Origin of the sequence: Mesorhizobium robiniae (assembly GCF_040545535.1) — a bacterium.
Lineage (GTDB): Bacteria > Pseudomonadota > Alphaproteobacteria > Rhizobiales > Rhizobiaceae > Mesorhizobium > Mesorhizobium robiniae.
The window spans coordinates 90,669-105,196 of sequence record NZ_JBEPMC010000014.1 but is presented as its reverse complement, the minus strand read 5'-3'; the positions used below and the strand labels follow the sequence as shown (position 1 = coordinate 105,196).

Below are 14,528 nucleotides of genomic sequence, written 5' to 3'. Positions count from 1 at the left end.
GGCTAGGAAACGCTATTGTGGATGAGTTGCAAATCTATCTCGTCTCGGCGCTGGTCTCGGCCGCGATCTGGACGCTGCCCGCGGCGGCGATATCGTTGATCTACGGAGTTCTGCGTTACCCGAATTTCGCCATTCCCGAATTCATGACGCTTGGCGCCTATCTGGCGTTGTTACTGTGTGGCTTCTCCGTGCCGCTGTGGCTTTCGGCACTTCTGGCGGCCGTGCTAACAGGGCTAATCGCGCTCGCAGTCGACCAGACGATCTTTCGTTTCGTGCGCGCCGCGGGCACGCTGCCGCCAGTGCTCCTCTCGCTTGGCCTGATGCTCTTCCTGCAGAACGGCGTCCGCTTCATTTGGGGCAATGACGTGCATCAGTATCCCATCGAGCTTGCGCGTCCCTTCGTGTTCGCCGGCTTCATCGTCACGCCGACGCAAGCGGCCATGATCGGCGCCGTCGCGGTCATCCTGGTATTTGGGATCGCGGCGCTGCGCTGGACCTCCTTCGGCCGCGCTGTGCGCGCCACTTCCACCAATCCAGAGCTCGCGGTTGTCACCGGCATCCGGCCGGAAGTCGTCTATGGCGGCATCATCTTTGCCAGCGGCTTCCTCGCGGCCATCGGCGGGGTGGCGCTTGCCACGGAGACCTCGCTCACCCCACTTCTCGGCTGGCGGGTGTTGATCCCACTCTTTGCCGTCGCCATTTTGGGTGGACTGGGCAGCGTTACCGGCGCCGCACTTGCGGCTCTGCTTCTCGCGACGGTGTCGGAATTCAGCCTGTTGCTGCTGCCGGTCACCTACAAGACAGCGCTCGCCTTCCTGGTGCTGGCGCTGGTGCTGCTGGTCAGACCTACGGGCCTCATCCGGACGGGGGGAATTGAGCGATGACAGCCTATCTTGTTGCCATCCTCATCTTTGCCGTGATCTACGGCTTCGTGGCGCTCGGCCTCAACATCCAGTGGGGCCTCACTGGTTTGATCAATCTCGGCCAGGTCGCATTCTTCGCGGTCGGCGCCTATTGCGCGGCACTCACCACGCAGGCCGGGTTGCCGTTGCTGCCTGCTCTCGTTCTGGCTGCGCTGGTCAGCGGCTCGCTCGGCGGTGCGGTGGCGCTGTTTACGCCACGCTTGCGCGAAGACTATCTCGCCATTGTCACGTTGGGGTTCTCCGAATTCGTGCGGCTGATCTTTCTCAACGAAAAGTGGCTCGCTGGTGGCCCGGACGGCATCGCCGGCATACCGCGGCCCGTCACCATTCCAGGCCTCGATTCAGAAACTTCCTTCCTGGTGATTGCCGCCGTGCTGCTCGCCGTCGCTTTCTGGTTTAGTCAAAGGCTGGCACACTTCCCGATAGGCCGGACGCTGCGCGCAATCCGTGAGGACGAGACCGTGGTCGCATCCATCGGCAAGCCGACCCTTACTTACAAGACGCTCGCATTCGTGCTCGGCGCTGCGCTCGCAGGCATAGGTGGCGCGTTGTTCGCGAGCTACCTCACTTACATCTCACCTGACATGTTTGGCCCTAATATCTCGATCTATGTGCTTGCGGCCGTGCTGCTTGGCCGGCAAGGTTCCACCCTGGGCACGCTCGCGGGAACGGCGGTCGTTGCCGTCCTTCTCGAAGGCACGCGACTTCTCAAGGACTACATCACTGTCGTCGACGGTGTGCAGTTGGCCGCACTTCGCCTGATGGCGCTTGGCCTGGCGCTAATGATAATCGTGGCGGTTCGCTACGGTCCCGGGAGGCGCGCGTGAGCAACCTTCTGGAGATTGCCGGGTTGAACAAACGCTTCGGCGGCCTCCAGGCCGTCGACCGTTGCGAGCTATCGGTCCGAGAGGGATCGATCACTGGCCTGATCGGCCCTAACGGTGCGGGCAAGACCACGCTCTTCAGCATCATCAGCGGCTTCACCAAGCCCGATTCCGGCCAGATCCGGTTTGGCGGGCGGCGCATCGAGGGCCTGGGCGCATACGAGGTCGCGCGGCGCGGGCTACGCCGTACCTTCCAGATCCCGCGAGAGCTGAAGGAGATGTCGGTGCTGGAAAACCTGATGCTGGTGCCGGAAGGCCAATTCGGCGACCGGCTCCTCTCCGTCCTTCTGCCAGGCGCGCGGGTCAGACAGGAAGAGCAAGTCAACGAGGCAGCCGCCCGTGAGGTGTTGGAGACGGTCGGGCTCGCCGAAAAGGCCGACATTGCCGCGGCGCGTCTCTCAGGCGGCCAGAAGAAGTTGCTCGAGCTTGCCCGCTGCTTGATGAGCCGACCGCGGCTGATGCTGCTCGACGAGCCGACAGCAGGCGTTAACCCGACCCTAATCCGGCACCTGATGAAAGTCATGCAGAAGGTGCACGCCTCGGGCATCACGCTGCTCATCATCGAGCACAACATGAACGTCATTATGGAACTCTGCGAGCGGGTGGTCGTGCTCGACCGGGGTCACGTCATTGCCGCCGGTACGCCGGCGGAAATCCAGCAGAACAAGCAGGTGCTTGACGCTTATCTCGGCGGGGTAGATGCATGAGCGGGAGCGACATTCTCGTCGCCGATGGCTTGGTGGCCGGCTACGGCGAAATGCAGATTCTGCACGGTATCAGCATACGCGTGGCGCCAGGCGAGATCGTCACCGTCATTGGCCCGAACGGTTGCGGCAAGTCGACACTCCTGAAGACGCTGGTCGGCGTCATCCACCCAACTGCAGGCAAGATTTCCCTTGCCGGACACGATATCACCAACACCGCGACGCGCGAGCGTCTGCGTGCCGGGCTGGGCTATGTGCCGCAGGTCAGGAACGTCTTCGCGACCATGACGACTGAGGAGAATCTGCGCATGGGCCTCGTCGCGGTGCCCGGTCCCGTTCGCGAGCGGCAGGATGCGGTACGCAAAATCCTGCCGACGCTCGGCAATTATTGGAGCGCCACCGCCGGCCGGCTGAGCGGAGGTCAGCAACAGATCGTGGCCCTCGGTCGCGCCCTGATGGCATCCCCCAAAGTGCTGCTTCTTGACGAGCCGAGTGCCGGCCTCTCTCCTAAGGCAACCGACGAGGTTTTCGGGCACATCCGTACGATCAGCTGCGAGGGCGGCGTTAGCGTGGTGCTGGTCGAGCAGAATGCGCACAAGGCGCTAGCTATCTCGGATCGCTGTTACGTGCTCGCCGAAGGGCGCAACAGGCTGGACGGGATCGCTGTTTCCATCGCCAGCAATCCGGAGGTCGGCCGCATCTATCTCGGTGCCGGCGACGGGGCGGAGAAGCCTTGACCCATCGTGTAGGAGGTTTAAGTGCAGCTTCCCAAGAATATCTTATCGGATATTGCGGATGAAGTTCAGAATACACGCGATGTCCTGCGAGAGGTCTCACCTTTTACGTCCCGTTATCCAAACTTTGGACTGGCGGATGCATACTGGGTTGTCGAAGAGATAAGACGCAGACGCGAGGCAAATGGTGAGCGAATAGTCGGCCGCAAGATTGGCTTTACCAACTCTGCCGCGTGGGCCGGCTACGGGATCAGCGGGCCAATCTGGAATTACCTCTACGACCAAACAACGTTCGATCTAGGCGTGAAGACGAGCCTTGCGGTAGCGCATTGGCCGAACGTCAGAATGGAGGCTGAAGTCGCGCTCGGCTTGTGCGCACCTCCGGACCCTCGCATGGACGAACACGATCTTCTCTCGTGTGTGGAATGGGCAGCACTCGGCTTCGAGGTTTGCACGTCGATCTTTCCAGAATGGCGTTTCAATGTCGCAGATGCTGCGGCAACGGGTGTTCATGTTGCCCTACTTCTCGGCTCCCGGCACTCAATCAAAAGTGACCGCGAGCGATGGGGAAAGCAACTGCATAGCTTTTCGGTGACGCTTGCTTGTGAAAACGGTTCCGCGGCGGTGGGTGGTGGGTCGCAGGTCCTGGGTAGCCCTCTCGCCGCATTAGCCTATTTGGTACGAGAACTGGAGCGCTTTGGCGGTCAACCCCTCAAATCGGGAGACATCGTTACCACAGGCACTTTGACCGTAGCTCTACCGGCTCAGTCGGGACAGCGGTGGCGAGCACAGCCTTTGGAAATTCCGTTCAAGGATATAAGCTTGGATCTAGTCTAGAATATCAAGACGAAACCATTCCGATGCGCAGGTGAGACAAAAGCGGGATCGGCCGTCGGCTTTCTCCATTGCAACGCAGCTTCGAAGCTCGTCACATTTCCGCCCTCGAAGAACGATTGGCGCATCAGTGCCGTTTACTCATCCATGTCGCTGGCATTCATGATAAGCACAAAGTCCGTCTCGCCAGTGATGCAGTAGCACTGCTGCACCTGTGGACAGCTCGCGAAACGCTTTTTTATCTCGTCGATCAGATCCAGTCTTTCCTGTTTCGGTCGTCACCTCCGCGATAACCGTCAGGGGGCGCCCAATCGCCCTCTCGTTTACGACAGAGATGTCCTTCTTCTTGATTATCCGGTGGAGCGAAGCCGTTTGAAGGCGGCGCGCTACCGCTGGCGCCGAAGGGCCTACACGGCGGGAGATTTCCTGCTGGGGCATGAGATTGTCGAGCTGCACGGAAGTTGGCTCGTGCCATTTCGACGTGGGGAACGGAAGCCCGTCTTCTGGCTTTCCGCAGACGAGCATCAGGCAGGCATTGCCGCATGCGCACAGGTCCAGTGTGCCCCTCGCTGCATCCGACGAAGGACGCGTTCAATCCCGTATTGTCAATCATGGCTCTAGCATTCAGTGCTGGTCTAAGAGACAGGCATCGGGGTTGCGGGAAATCGTTCCGCCGGTCCGACTTAGCCAAAAGCGCATATAGCGTGGGATACGGGAATTGTACCTAAACATGCTGCACGCGTGGGTACTGCAGTTCTGCGACCACCATGATGAACCGAAGCTCTTGAGTGCCCCGATTCATATAGGCATGCTTGTCTTCCGTGCGTGCCAAAACCGAAGAACCGGATTGAACTAGGAGATCGGTATCAGCCAATTTCAGAGTTAGCTCGCCGGTTTCCACATTCAGCAATTCGAGCGTTCCCGCAGAATGCCCGGGCGATTCGAATGTTTCGCCTGGAAACATAATCCACCGCCAAAGCTCCACCTCGTCCGGACCGTGCGTTCCCACAAGGAGAGTGGCACTGCCTCCGCCAGGGCCTCGCCACAATGTGGAAGTGTCTTGCGGGTGCACGATCCGTGCTGGCACACTTGATGCTACGCCTACGAAGTCTGCGACAGAAACCCCCAGAGCGACTGCCATCCTGCAAAGAGTGGCGATGCTGGGGTTAGCGCTGCCCTTCTCGATTTCCACCAGCATCCCTTTGCTGACCCCGGATTTTCGAGAGAGCTGGTCAAGTGTGAGGCCGTTCTGGCGTCGGAAAAGCTTGAGGTTCTGGGAGACCATTGCACTGACGTGTTCGACCTCGGCGCCCACGTCGGTCAGTATATTGACTTTCTGTTCCATGGTCGGTATATTACACCAAGATGGTCAATGGGAGCTAGTGGGCCGTGTTCGAAATCCCGGTTGTCGACGAACGAATTGCCAGCATTGCCCCTGGCTTTCGCGCCATATCCATCCATATCGATGCCACGAATGCCGAAACAGGAAGCGTTGATACAAATCTTCTGGCAGAGGCCTGCAACTTTGTGTCGGCGGGAGGTGCGCCATGGGCAGACGCGCATTTGGCCAGTTGGTCGGAAACGTACTTCCGGTTCGGTGCAAAGCCGAACCGAACTCCCTGCTCTGCCCAGGCTCTCAGAAAACGGGTGGAGAAAGACGGCAAGGTTCCCACGATCAACCCCGTTGTCGATCTCTACAACGCTGTCAGCCTTCGGTACGCACTTCCTGTCGGCGGTGAAAACTACGACGCGTATGTTGGGCGGCCACGGTTAACAATTGCCGCTGGAACTGAAGTCTTCGAAACGGTTGTCAATGGAGAGGCGATAAAGGAATGCCCGGCACCGGGAGAGGCCATCTGGCGAGATGATGCAGGCGTCACTTGCAGGAGATGGAATTGGCGACAGTGCTCTCGCACCCGGTTGGACGCTTTGACCGGTCGCATGTGGTTTCTGTTGGAAAGCTTGGAGACCATGCCTGAAAACGCGCTCGAAGAAGCAGGCGATATGCTGACCGACGGCTTGTCGCGCCTCATGCCAGGGTGTGGGATCCTGAAACAAAAGCTGTCCATTACTCCTCCTCCTTAAACAACAATCTGTGGCGACCAGATAACGGCACTCGGTTCGCGGGCTCCCTGCCGCGGCCAAACGGCCAGATTTGAGTAGCCTTCCTCTCCTGCGACTAACTGCACAAGGGTGACGTTTGCTGCGGCAACGCAGCGATTGCGGAGCGTTGCCTGCATGAGCACCGAAAAGCCATGACGAGCCTGATGGAGATCAGAATGCATGCTGGCACTGGGATACCTGCGCTTGCCGTACGGGATGTCCATAAGCGTTATGGAGCCCACGAAGTTTTGAAGGGAATTTCGCTCACGGCACAAAAGGGTGATGTGGTTTCGATCATCGGCTCGTCAGGCTCTGGCAAGAGCACCTTTCTGCGCTGCATCAACTTCCTCGAAATCCCTGACCAGGGAGCCTTCCAGGTCAATGGAGAGGACGTCAAGTTCCGGATTGGGCATGATGGGAAATGCCATCCAGCAAGCTGGCGCCAGATTGAGAGACTCCGAACAGGGTTAGGGATGGTTTTCCAGAGCTTCAATCTCTGGCCCCACATGACGATCGTGGAGAACGTGATCGAAGCCCCTGTTCACGTCCTTGGCGTTGATCGAAAGGTCGCTGTCGAGAAAGCGCATGGGCTGCTCACCAAAGTGGGTCTCTACGACAAGCGCGATGCCTATCCCGCTTTCCTTTCCGGTGGTCAGCAACAGCGAGCATCGATCGCCCGCGCGCTCTGCATGGACCCCTCCGTCATGCTGTTTGATGAACCGACGTCGGCCCTGGACCCGGAACTGGTCAGTGAAGTCCTCAAGGTGATCCGCAGCTTAGCGGAAGAGGGCCGAACCATGTTGTTGGTCACCCACGAAATGAAGTTCGCTCGCGATGTCTCGACTCGCGTGCTGTTTTTGCATCAAGGCCAAGTGGAGGAAGACGGCCCTCCCGACCAGGTCTTCGGTGCACCCATGAGCAGCCGCTGCAAGGAATTTGTTGGAGCGGGTTCGCACTAGTCACCACCACCCAACTTCTCAAAAAGGGGAACTAAGATGAAATATCGGACTATTGCTCTAACTCTCACCATTCTCTGTTTCGCGGCAGACGCTCATGCCGATATCCGGTTTGGCATCGCGAACGAGGCCTATCCTCCCTACACGACGAAAGATGCCTCCGGCAAAGAGATCGGTTGGGAGATCGATCTCATGGACGCGGTCTGCCAACAGCTTCACGAGCAGTGCACAACCGTCGATATTGCCTGGGATGGCCTCATTCCCGCTCTCGAAAGCAAGAAGATCGATGTAATCTGGTCTTCGATGTCCATTACGGACGAGCGCAAGAAGCGTATCGATTTCACCGACAAGTACTACTCCGCAGCGGCAAGCATGATTGGAGCAAAGGACGGATTTGCTGGGGTCACTGATGAGCAGATGAAGGGGAAGACCATCGGGATCGCAGTTTCCACAACGCAATCGGCTTACTTCCAGAAACATTTCGCAGATATAGCAACTGAGAAAAGCTACGCGACTGTTGATGAATCACTGCAAGACTTGGCTTCAGGTCGGATCGACTATGCGTTTGCAGACACCGGGCCCCTGAAGGAATTCCTCAAAACGGACCTCGGAAAGGGCTGTTGCGAATTCAAGGGGACGGTTGCTGCCGATGACGAGATTCTTGGAGCAGGCGTAGGCGGCGGAATTCGCAAGGGGGACGAAGAGCTCAAGCAGAAACTGAACGGCGCCATCAAGGCGATAAGAGCCAACGGGAAGTACGCGGAATTCAATAAGAAGTACTTCGACTACGATCCTTACTGATGCATTTATCTAGCGGATTTGCTGACGAGCATCCTTCGCGGCAAGTCCGCTAGCTCTGTTTCGAAAGATTCCACTATGAATTCTGTGAACTCAATTCTGGAATTGTTATCCATCAACCCTCCGGGGTGGGGTGGCGTTCTGCTCACCGGGGCTCTCGCCACGCTGTTGATATCCATGGGCGCCTATTTCCTTGGCATGGTCTTGGGGCTGTTTGGCGCATTTGGAAAGTTGAGCGGATTTCGATCAATTGAGTGGCTTCTGCAACTCTACACGACTGTGGTCAGGGCAGTTCCGGAACTGATTTTGATCATAGCATTGTACTATGCTGGGACCGACGGCCTGAACCGTGTTCTCGCCTTGGTTGATCTTGGTCCGCTGGAGGTTAACGGCCTGCTCGCAGCTGTGATCGTGCTCGGCTTCGTCCAGGGAGCCTACATGACGGAGGTGTTGCGAGGCGCCATTCTGGCAATTCCGGTCGGCCAGCTCGAAGCGGCGAAAGCGTTTGGAATGCGCCCGGCCTTACGATTCCGCAGGGTAATCCTCCCCGCGCTGATTCCGAATGCCCTGCCGGGTTTCGCCAACCTATGGATGGGAGTCGTCAAGGACAGCGCACTTATAGCTGTTGTAGGTTACCAGGAATTGGCTCTCGCTGCACGGGTTGCTGCAAGCAATACGAAGCAATACATGGTGTTTTTCCTGGCGGCTGCGGCGATCTACCTAATAATTACCCTTGTTTCCAATCAAATCTTTGCCGCTTTGGAATCGTATTTCCGCCGTGGGCAGCGAGCATTGGCGTAGGAGGCCAAAATGGACTTCTCTTGGGTTGCCTCCTATGCGGACTTGCTGGTGCGAGGAGCTGCAATAACCTTTCTGCTTCTATCCATTTCGGTGGCAGTCGGTTTCGCTTTGGCAATTCTCCTTGCAGTCGCACAAGTGGGGGCCTTTTCCGCATTCCGTTGGCTGTCGAGAGGGTATTGCACGTTCTTTCGCGGCACCCCGCTCCTGATACAGCTGTGGCTCCTCTATTATGGCCTTGGGTCGTACCTTCCTTCCATCTCCGGCCTAAGGGCAAGCTTTTTGTGGCCGATACTGCGCGAGGGGTTCTTCTTTGCAGTGCTTGCCCTGACGCTGAACTTCGCAGCCTACCAAGGCGAAATCCTAAGGGGGGCGATGCTGTCGGTTCCAAAAGGAGAACTCGAGGCTGCGCGGGCGTTTGGCATGTCACCCGGCAAGATCCTGCGTCGCATATGGCTGCCACGGGCGATCCGCATCGCTTTGCCGACCTTTGCCGGCGAGGTCGTGCTTCAGTTGAAAGCCACGCCGATCGTGTTCTCGGTCACCGTCATGGATCTTTACGGAGCGGCCTACAAGATCCGTCAGGATACCCTCCTGGTCTATGAACCGCTTATCCTGGTGATGGTGTTTTACGTCGGCCTGACCTTCGCGATAACGCAGGCCTTTCAGAAACTCGAAAAGGCGGTGCCGTCCCGGCGTTGAGTCACAATTACTGTTTCAAACTCCAGCAACGAAGAGCCACAAATGTCCAGACCCGATAAACATCAGCTGTCCACCTTGTCTTTCCATACGCTGTCGGTGCACGGCGGCAATGAAATCGACAAGACGTCCGGCGCGATCCGAACACCGATCGTCATGGCCAATTCCTATCTTCTTCCGGAAGACCCATCGACCATGGATTGGTCGGATACGGAAACGCCCTCCTATACCCGCAATTCGGGTCACAACCAGATCGGCCTGCAGCGCAAGCTGGCGGCGCTCGAAGGAGGCGAGGATGCGGCAGTCTTTGCAACAGGGGTTGCAGCCCTCCATGCCGTTTTCTTCACCTTCCTGAAGACAGGCGACCATGTGGTTGTGGGCGATGTCACCTATGAAGCGGTTTGGCGGCTGTTCGCTGAACTCCTGCCGCAACGCTATCAGATCGAAGCAACCTTTGTGGACATGGGCGACATGGATGCAGTGAGAGCCGCCATCCGGCCGAACACCAAGTTGATCCATACCGAGACGATCGCCAACCCGACCACGAAGGTGGCTGATATCGCCACGCTGGTGTCGATTGCCAAGGAAGCCGGCGCGCTTCTAACAGTGGACTCGACCTTCACACCTCCGCCTTTCTTTCGACCGCTTGCGTTGGGGGCGGACCTCGTGATCCACTCATTGACGAAATACATCAACGGCCATGGCGATGCGATGGGCGGCGTTGTCATCGGCTCGAAGGAGCTCGTCCACCATGTGAAGGCAGACGCCCTGGTGGATGTCGGCGGAACCATCTCGCCTTTCAACGCCTGGCTGATCATGCGCGGCTCGGTCACCTTGCCGCTTCGCCTCAAGCAGCAGTTCTCCTCGGCCGAAACGGTTGCCCAATATCTGGCGACCGACAAGCGTGTCGCATATGTGACCTACCCCGGCCTTGAGAGCCATGACCAGCATGAGTTGGCGCAAAAGCAATTCGCAGGCCAAGGCTACGGCGCGATGATGGCTTTCGCGGTGGAAGGCGATCCGGACACGCAAAATCGTTTCGTCGCCAATTTGAAGGTGATCACCTCCGCGGTCTCGCTTGGGCATGACGAGAGCCTGATCGTTCACGTCGGCGGCGGTGGACGAGGCGGCTCCAACAAATATCCGCCCAACTTCCAAAAATATGGACATCTGCGCCTGTCGATCGGCCTTGAGGACCCACGCGATCTCATCGCCGACATCAACAATGCATTGGACGCAACGTTTGAGAAATCCAACCCCATCTAAGGGGTGGCCCTCTTGCCGAGTAAATTGCTCCTTGATTGAGCATTTACTTGGCCCTGGGCGATCTTCAAGCCGATGCGAATTTTGTGCCCTGAACGTCTCTGGCATGTCAGCGCGAAATTCGCCAACTCGCCGGTTCTGACCCAGGGAAGGGCAAGACATTTGTCGCAGAGCCAAGGCAAAAGGTGCTGGGGATAGCACTAGGCATCAAAGGAGCGGTCATGTATTTGCCGTCGCATTTCAACGAGTCGCGCCTTGAGGTCCTTCACGACCTGATCGAGCGCAATCCCCTTGGCATCCTGTTCACCAATAGCAAAGGTGAAATGGATGCAAATCACATCCCCTTTCTCCTTGACACCAAGCAAGGCACGTTAGGCGTGCTTCATTGCCACGTCGCCCGCGCCAATCCCGTCTGGCAGAATGCTGCGAACGGCGATGAAGTGCTGGTCGTATTTCGCGCCGCAGACGCCTACATCACGCCGACCTGGTATCCGACCAAGCATGAGACGCAGCGGCAGGTCCCCACCTGGAACTACATGGTTGCTCACGCCTATGGGCAAATCAGGATCCGCGATGACGAACGCTATGTCCGCGCTATCGTAGCGCGCCTGACGCGTATTCACGAGGCAACGCGCGAGACGCCATGGAAGATGACGCATGCTCCAAGGGATTACATTGACGCGTTGGTGAAGGCGATCGTCGGCATAGAGATCGAGGTTACCAGGCTGACCGGCAAGTCCAAGTTGGGCCAAGATGACGGTGCCCCAGATATGCGCGGCGCTGGCCTTGGCCTGAAAGCCCAGGGCGATATTTTGATTGGCGACGCCATGATTGCGCGCGCGGATATCGACGTCCAGAGTTAGCACGAACAGTCCCATCCGGGGCAGGGGCCATGAGGAATACCGCTATCGGATCCGCCACGCTGTTTCTCTTTCGAGCCGTGTCCCATCAGGTGCGGTTTGTCCGCCAGGTAGCAGATCGGGTGATCTTGATGGATCGGGCGAAATCAATGGGCAAAACACACCGTGAATTGTTCATGATCCCGCAGCATCCGCGCCCCCACCTCATTCCTGAGCCAGAGTCTTCACGGACTTGCTCTCTGGTCCAACATGGGAGCCGTCTGGCTCCGGCACAAGTATATGCCATCAGCGGTCCGACCTTGGTGGTCCGGCGACCACCCACCGGCGAATCGGAGGCGATTGGTTCCCGCGGCTGGAAGGCTATTGGTCGCAACGCCAACAAAATAGCGGCAAAATGAGCAAAGTGCTCGGTTGTTTGGTCCTATTGCGGCGTTTCCACTGTGCGGTCCGCACCCGCATGATGCCCGCACAATTCTTTGGAGGATCGTCATGACAGTTTACAATATTGCGCTTATTGGCTTTGGCGGTGTGAACCGGGCCTTGGCAGGACTTATCGCGACAAAAAATCCGCAGTGGGAGCGCCAGCTTGGCTTCCAGTTAAACATCGTCGCCGTCAGTGATCTCTACCTGGGCTCGGTGATATCACCCAACGGGCTTGACCCGCGGATGCTCACTGAGGCCAATTTCACCAAAGGTGGCTTTGGGCAGCTTTCCGGCGGCAGTTCTGAGGCTGACAATGAAACTGTCATCAAGCTGGCGCCAGCAGACATTGTCGTTGAAGCGACGTTCACCAACCCGAAAGATGGGGAGCCTGCCGTCAGCCATTGCCGTTGGGCGCTTCAAGCAGGCAAACATGTCGTCACGACCAACAAGGGTCCGGTAGCTCTTGCCGCCCAGGAGCTCAAGGCACTGGCCAAATCTCGCGGCGTGCGCTTCGAGTATGAGGGCGCCGTCATGAGCGGAACTCCGGTAATGCGACTGGCGGACAAAACGCTGGCCGGCGCCGAAATGAAAGGCTTTGAGGGCATTCTCAACGGCACCTCGAATTTCGTCTTGGGACGCATGGAGGGGGGGTTGGACTTCTCCTCTGCCGTCAAAGAGGCGCAGGCCCTTGGATATGCTGAGGCCGACCCAACTGCGGACGTTGAGGGCCATGATGTTCGACTGAAAGTCGTGATCCTTGCAAACGAGTTGCTGGGGGCAAACCTCAAGCCCGAGGATGTCACCTGCGAGGGCATCTCAAGATTGTCTCCTCACGACATTGAAACGGCTGCCAAGGAGAATTGCCGGTGGAAGCTCATCGGATCCGCGGCTCGTGGTGTAGATGGGATTGTCGTTGGCAGTGTTGCTCCCAAGAGACTAGCTCTAGAGCACCCGCTCGCAGGAGTCGGAGGCGCAACGAACGCAGTTTCACTCAACACGGAGCTGCTTGGATCGGTGACGATAACAGGACCAGGCGCTGGACGGGTCGAGACTGCGTATGCCCTTCTGTCCGATATTGTTGCCATCCACACGACTCAACCGTCGCGAGAAGCGAAGGAGGCTGCATAATGCGCAGTGCAGCCCTGAGCGAGATTACCCTTGCTCAAGATATCATCGTGAGAAGCCCCTTCGACGGGGCCGTCGTTGGAACAGTGCGCCAGACCAGTGCTGGAAGCGTGGGCTCGCTCTTGGAACGGGCAAAGCGGGGAGCCCAGATCGCAAGAGCCCTGCCGCGATACAAACGCTCGGCCGTCCTGGAAAGGGCAGCTGCGACGATCCAGGCCAACCTGGAAGAATTCTCGCTGCTCATCGTGAGGGAAGCGGGGAAAACCATCGTGCAGGCCCGCAAGGAAGCAACTCGGTGCGTCAACACTCTCAAACTGTCGGCGGATGAAGCAAAACGAAATGCGGGCGAGATCATACCGTTCGACTCCTACCTCGGATCGGAATCTCGCCAGGGCTGGTATACCCGGGAGCCTTTGGGCATTATCGCTGCCATTACGCCCTATAACGATCCGCTGAACCTCGTCGCCCACAAACTTGGCCCAGCCATCGCCGGAGGCAATGCCGTGCTCTTGAAGCCGTCAGAGCTCACGCCACTTTCCGCACTCAAGCTGGTCGACACCCTGATCGCGAGCGGCTTGCCTGAGGAGATCGTGACCGTTGCCGTCGGTGGGCCGGAGCTTGGTAAGGCGCTTGTTTCTGCGCGCGACGTGCGCATGATATCTTTTACCGGTGGGTTCAACACCGGCGAGGCGATCGCACGGGCCGCGGGCATCAAGAAGCTTGCGATGGACCTTGGCGGCAACGCTCCCGTGATCGTGATGGAAAATTGCAATTTCGATGCAGCCGTCGACGCCTGCGTTTCCGGGGCCTATTGGGCAGCTGGCCAAAACTGCATAGGCACGCAGAGAATTCTCGTACAGAACGCCATCTATGAACGGTTCAGGTCAACGTTCGTCGAGGCGACCGCAAGATTGAAGGCCGGAAATCCCCTTGAGCAAACGACCGACATCGGCCCGATGATCTCAGAAGGAGCGATCTTGCGAGCCACTGCAATGGTCGATCAAGCAATCTCGGCGGGAGCCGCTTTGCTCTGTGGTCATCACCGGCATGGGAATCTCTACGCGCCTACCGTTCTGGAGAATGTCCCCGCGCAATGTGCTGTCTGGTCGGAAGAGGTGTTTGCGCCGATTGTCATCCTGCAACCGTTTGGTGAGCTGAAGGATGCCATCGCGATGGCTAACGAGCCCGAGTACAGTCTCCATGCCGGAATATTCACCAACGATCTGGACCACGCCCTCGATGCCGCCAGCGGAATTGATGCATCTGGCGTCATGATCAACGACTCTTCGGACTATCGTTTCGACGCGATGCCCTTCGGCGGCTTTAAATATGGCAGCATGGGACGAGAAGGCGTTCGGTTCGCCTATGAGGAAATGACGCAACCCAAGGTCGTTTGCATAAACAGACTGCAACGATAACCGGCG

At 58.0% G+C, this 14,528-nt stretch carries 16 protein-coding genes; 14 read left to right on the top strand and 2 right to left on the bottom strand.

Annotated elements, in window-relative coordinates; genetic code table 11:
* Nucleotides 1-17: 17 nt before the first annotated feature.
* Genes ABID19_RS29675 through ABID19_RS29655 form a run of 5 tightly spaced genes read left to right on the top strand, consistent with a single transcriptional unit; the run spans nucleotide 18 to nucleotide 4,082 of the window.
* Nucleotides 18-884, top strand: a complete 867-nt coding sequence (locus ABID19_RS29675) for a branched-chain amino acid ABC transporter permease (RefSeq protein ID WP_006204331.1) — start codon at nucleotides 18-20, stop codon at nucleotides 882-884.
* Complete coding sequence (locus tag ABID19_RS29670; RefSeq protein ID WP_263806585.1) at nucleotides 881-1,750, top strand: branched-chain amino acid ABC transporter permease; 870 nt, start codon at nucleotides 881-883, stop codon at nucleotides 1,748-1,750. The genes ABID19_RS29675 and ABID19_RS29670 overlap by 4 nt, the downstream gene beginning before the upstream one ends.
* Nucleotides 1,747-2,514: an ABC transporter ATP-binding protein gene (locus ABID19_RS29665; protein ID WP_006204329.1), complete on the top strand. Its 768-nt coding sequence runs from the start codon at nucleotides 1,747-1,749 to the stop codon at nucleotides 2,512-2,514. The genes ABID19_RS29670 and ABID19_RS29665 overlap by 4 nt, the downstream gene beginning before the upstream one ends.
* Nucleotides 2,511-3,248, top strand: a complete 738-nt coding sequence (locus tag ABID19_RS29660; protein ID WP_263806584.1) for an ABC transporter ATP-binding protein — start codon at nucleotides 2,511-2,513, stop codon at nucleotides 3,246-3,248. The genes ABID19_RS29665 and ABID19_RS29660 overlap by 4 nt, the downstream gene beginning before the upstream one ends.
* Before the next feature lie 21 nt (nucleotides 3,249-3,269).
* Nucleotides 3,270-4,082, top strand: coding sequence for a 2-keto-4-pentenoate hydratase (locus ABID19_RS29655; RefSeq protein ID WP_006204327.1), 813 nt, complete (start codon nucleotides 3,270-3,272; stop codon nucleotides 4,080-4,082).
* 134 nt (nucleotides 4,083-4,216) lie between these two features.
* Here ABID19_RS29655 and ABID19_RS29650 read toward each other — a convergent pair whose 3' ends face one another.
* Together ABID19_RS29650 and ABID19_RS29645 are read right to left on the bottom strand one after the other, a co-directional pair.
* Nucleotides 4,217-4,291 (bottom strand): Lrp/AsnC ligand binding domain-containing protein, encoded by a 75-nt coding sequence (locus tag ABID19_RS29650; protein ID WP_244426006.1) that lies wholly within the window; start codon nucleotides 4,289-4,291, stop codon nucleotides 4,217-4,219.
* A gap of 512 nt (nucleotides 4,292-4,803) precedes the next feature.
* Entirely contained in the window at nucleotides 4,804-5,424 is a 621-nt protein-coding gene (locus ABID19_RS29645) for a helix-turn-helix domain-containing protein (RefSeq protein WP_006204325.1), read from the bottom strand.
* Nucleotides 5,425-5,468: 44 nt separating this feature from the next.
* Between ABID19_RS29645 and ABID19_RS29640 the strand changes: the two genes are divergently transcribed.
* The 9 genes from ABID19_RS29640 to ABID19_RS29600 all read left to right on the top strand — a co-directional run bounded on the left by ABID19_RS29640 (nucleotide 5,469) and on the right by ABID19_RS29600 (nucleotide 14,522).
* Complete coding sequence (locus tag ABID19_RS29640) at nucleotides 5,469-6,164, top strand: B3/B4 domain-containing protein (protein ID WP_006204324.1); 696 nt, start codon at nucleotides 5,469-5,471, stop codon at nucleotides 6,162-6,164.
* Nucleotides 6,165-6,334: 170 nt separating this feature from the next.
* Nucleotides 6,335-7,141, top strand: coding sequence for an ABC transporter ATP-binding protein (locus ABID19_RS29635; RefSeq protein ID WP_006204323.1), 807 nt, complete (start codon nucleotides 6,335-6,337; stop codon nucleotides 7,139-7,141).
* 36 nt (nucleotides 7,142-7,177) lie between these two features.
* Complete coding sequence (locus tag ABID19_RS29630) at nucleotides 7,178-7,939, top strand: transporter substrate-binding domain-containing protein (RefSeq protein WP_263806583.1); 762 nt, start codon at nucleotides 7,178-7,180, stop codon at nucleotides 7,937-7,939.
* A gap of 75 nt (nucleotides 7,940-8,014) precedes the next feature.
* Complete coding sequence (locus tag ABID19_RS29625) at nucleotides 8,015-8,737, top strand: ABC transporter permease (RefSeq protein WP_263806582.1); 723 nt, start codon at nucleotides 8,015-8,017, stop codon at nucleotides 8,735-8,737.
* Nucleotides 8,738-8,746: 9 nt separating this feature from the next.
* Complete coding sequence (locus tag ABID19_RS29620; protein ID WP_263806581.1) at nucleotides 8,747-9,436, top strand: ABC transporter permease; 690 nt, start codon at nucleotides 8,747-8,749, stop codon at nucleotides 9,434-9,436.
* A 42-nt stretch (nucleotides 9,437-9,478) separates the two neighbouring features.
* Nucleotides 9,479-10,699, top strand: a complete 1,221-nt coding sequence (locus tag ABID19_RS29615; protein ID WP_263806580.1) for a trans-sulfuration enzyme family protein — start codon at nucleotides 9,479-9,481, stop codon at nucleotides 10,697-10,699.
* A 218-nt stretch (nucleotides 10,700-10,917) separates the two neighbouring features.
* Nucleotides 10,918-11,559: an FMN-binding negative transcriptional regulator gene (locus ABID19_RS29610; RefSeq protein ID WP_263790794.1), complete on the top strand. Its 642-nt coding sequence runs from the start codon at nucleotides 10,918-10,920 to the stop codon at nucleotides 11,557-11,559.
* Nucleotides 11,560-12,045: 486 nt separating this feature from the next.
* Entirely contained in the window at nucleotides 12,046-13,107 is a 1,062-nt protein-coding gene (locus tag ABID19_RS29605) for a homoserine dehydrogenase (RefSeq protein ID WP_263806579.1), read from the top strand.
* On the top strand, nucleotides 13,107-14,522 hold the full coding sequence (locus ABID19_RS29600; RefSeq protein WP_263806578.1) for an aldehyde dehydrogenase family protein: 1,416 nt from the start codon (nucleotides 13,107-13,109) through the stop codon (nucleotides 14,520-14,522). Before ABID19_RS29605 ends, ABID19_RS29600 begins: the two co-directional genes overlap by 1 nt.
* The last annotated feature ends 6 nt before the right edge of the window (nucleotides 14,523-14,528 follow it).

Excerpts from the sequence above, each read along its gene's own strand:
- ABID19_RS29670 (WP_263806585.1), top strand. The coding sequence starts at position 881 with ATGACAGCCTATCTTGTTGCCATCCTCATCTTTGCCGTGATCTACGGC.
- ABID19_RS29660 (WP_263806584.1), top strand. The coding sequence starts at position 2,511 with ATGAGCGGGAGCGACATTCTCGTCGCCGATGGCTTGGTGGCCGGCTAC.
- ABID19_RS29645 (WP_006204325.1), bottom strand. The coding sequence starts at position 5,424 with ATGGAACAGAAAGTCAATATACTGACCGACGTGGGCGCCGAGGTCGAA.
- ABID19_RS29635 (WP_006204323.1), top strand. The coding sequence starts at position 6,335 with ATGACGAGCCTGATGGAGATCAGAATGCATGCTGGCACTGGGATACCT.
- ABID19_RS29630 (WP_263806583.1), top strand. The coding sequence starts at position 7,178 with ATGAAATATCGGACTATTGCTCTAACTCTCACCATTCTCTGTTTCGCG.
- ABID19_RS29625 (WP_263806582.1), top strand. The coding sequence starts at position 8,015 with ATGAATTCTGTGAACTCAATTCTGGAATTGTTATCCATCAACCCTCCG.
- ABID19_RS29620 (WP_263806581.1), top strand. The coding sequence starts at position 8,747 with ATGGACTTCTCTTGGGTTGCCTCCTATGCGGACTTGCTGGTGCGAGGA.
- ABID19_RS29615 (WP_263806580.1), top strand. The coding sequence starts at position 9,479 with ATGTCCAGACCCGATAAACATCAGCTGTCCACCTTGTCTTTCCATACG.
- ABID19_RS29610 (WP_263790794.1), top strand. The coding sequence starts at position 10,918 with ATGTATTTGCCGTCGCATTTCAACGAGTCGCGCCTTGAGGTCCTTCAC.
- ABID19_RS29605 (WP_263806579.1), top strand. The coding sequence starts at position 12,046 with ATGACAGTTTACAATATTGCGCTTATTGGCTTTGGCGGTGTGAACCGG.
- ABID19_RS29600 (WP_263806578.1), top strand. The coding sequence starts at position 13,107 with ATGCGCAGTGCAGCCCTGAGCGAGATTACCCTTGCTCAAGATATCATC.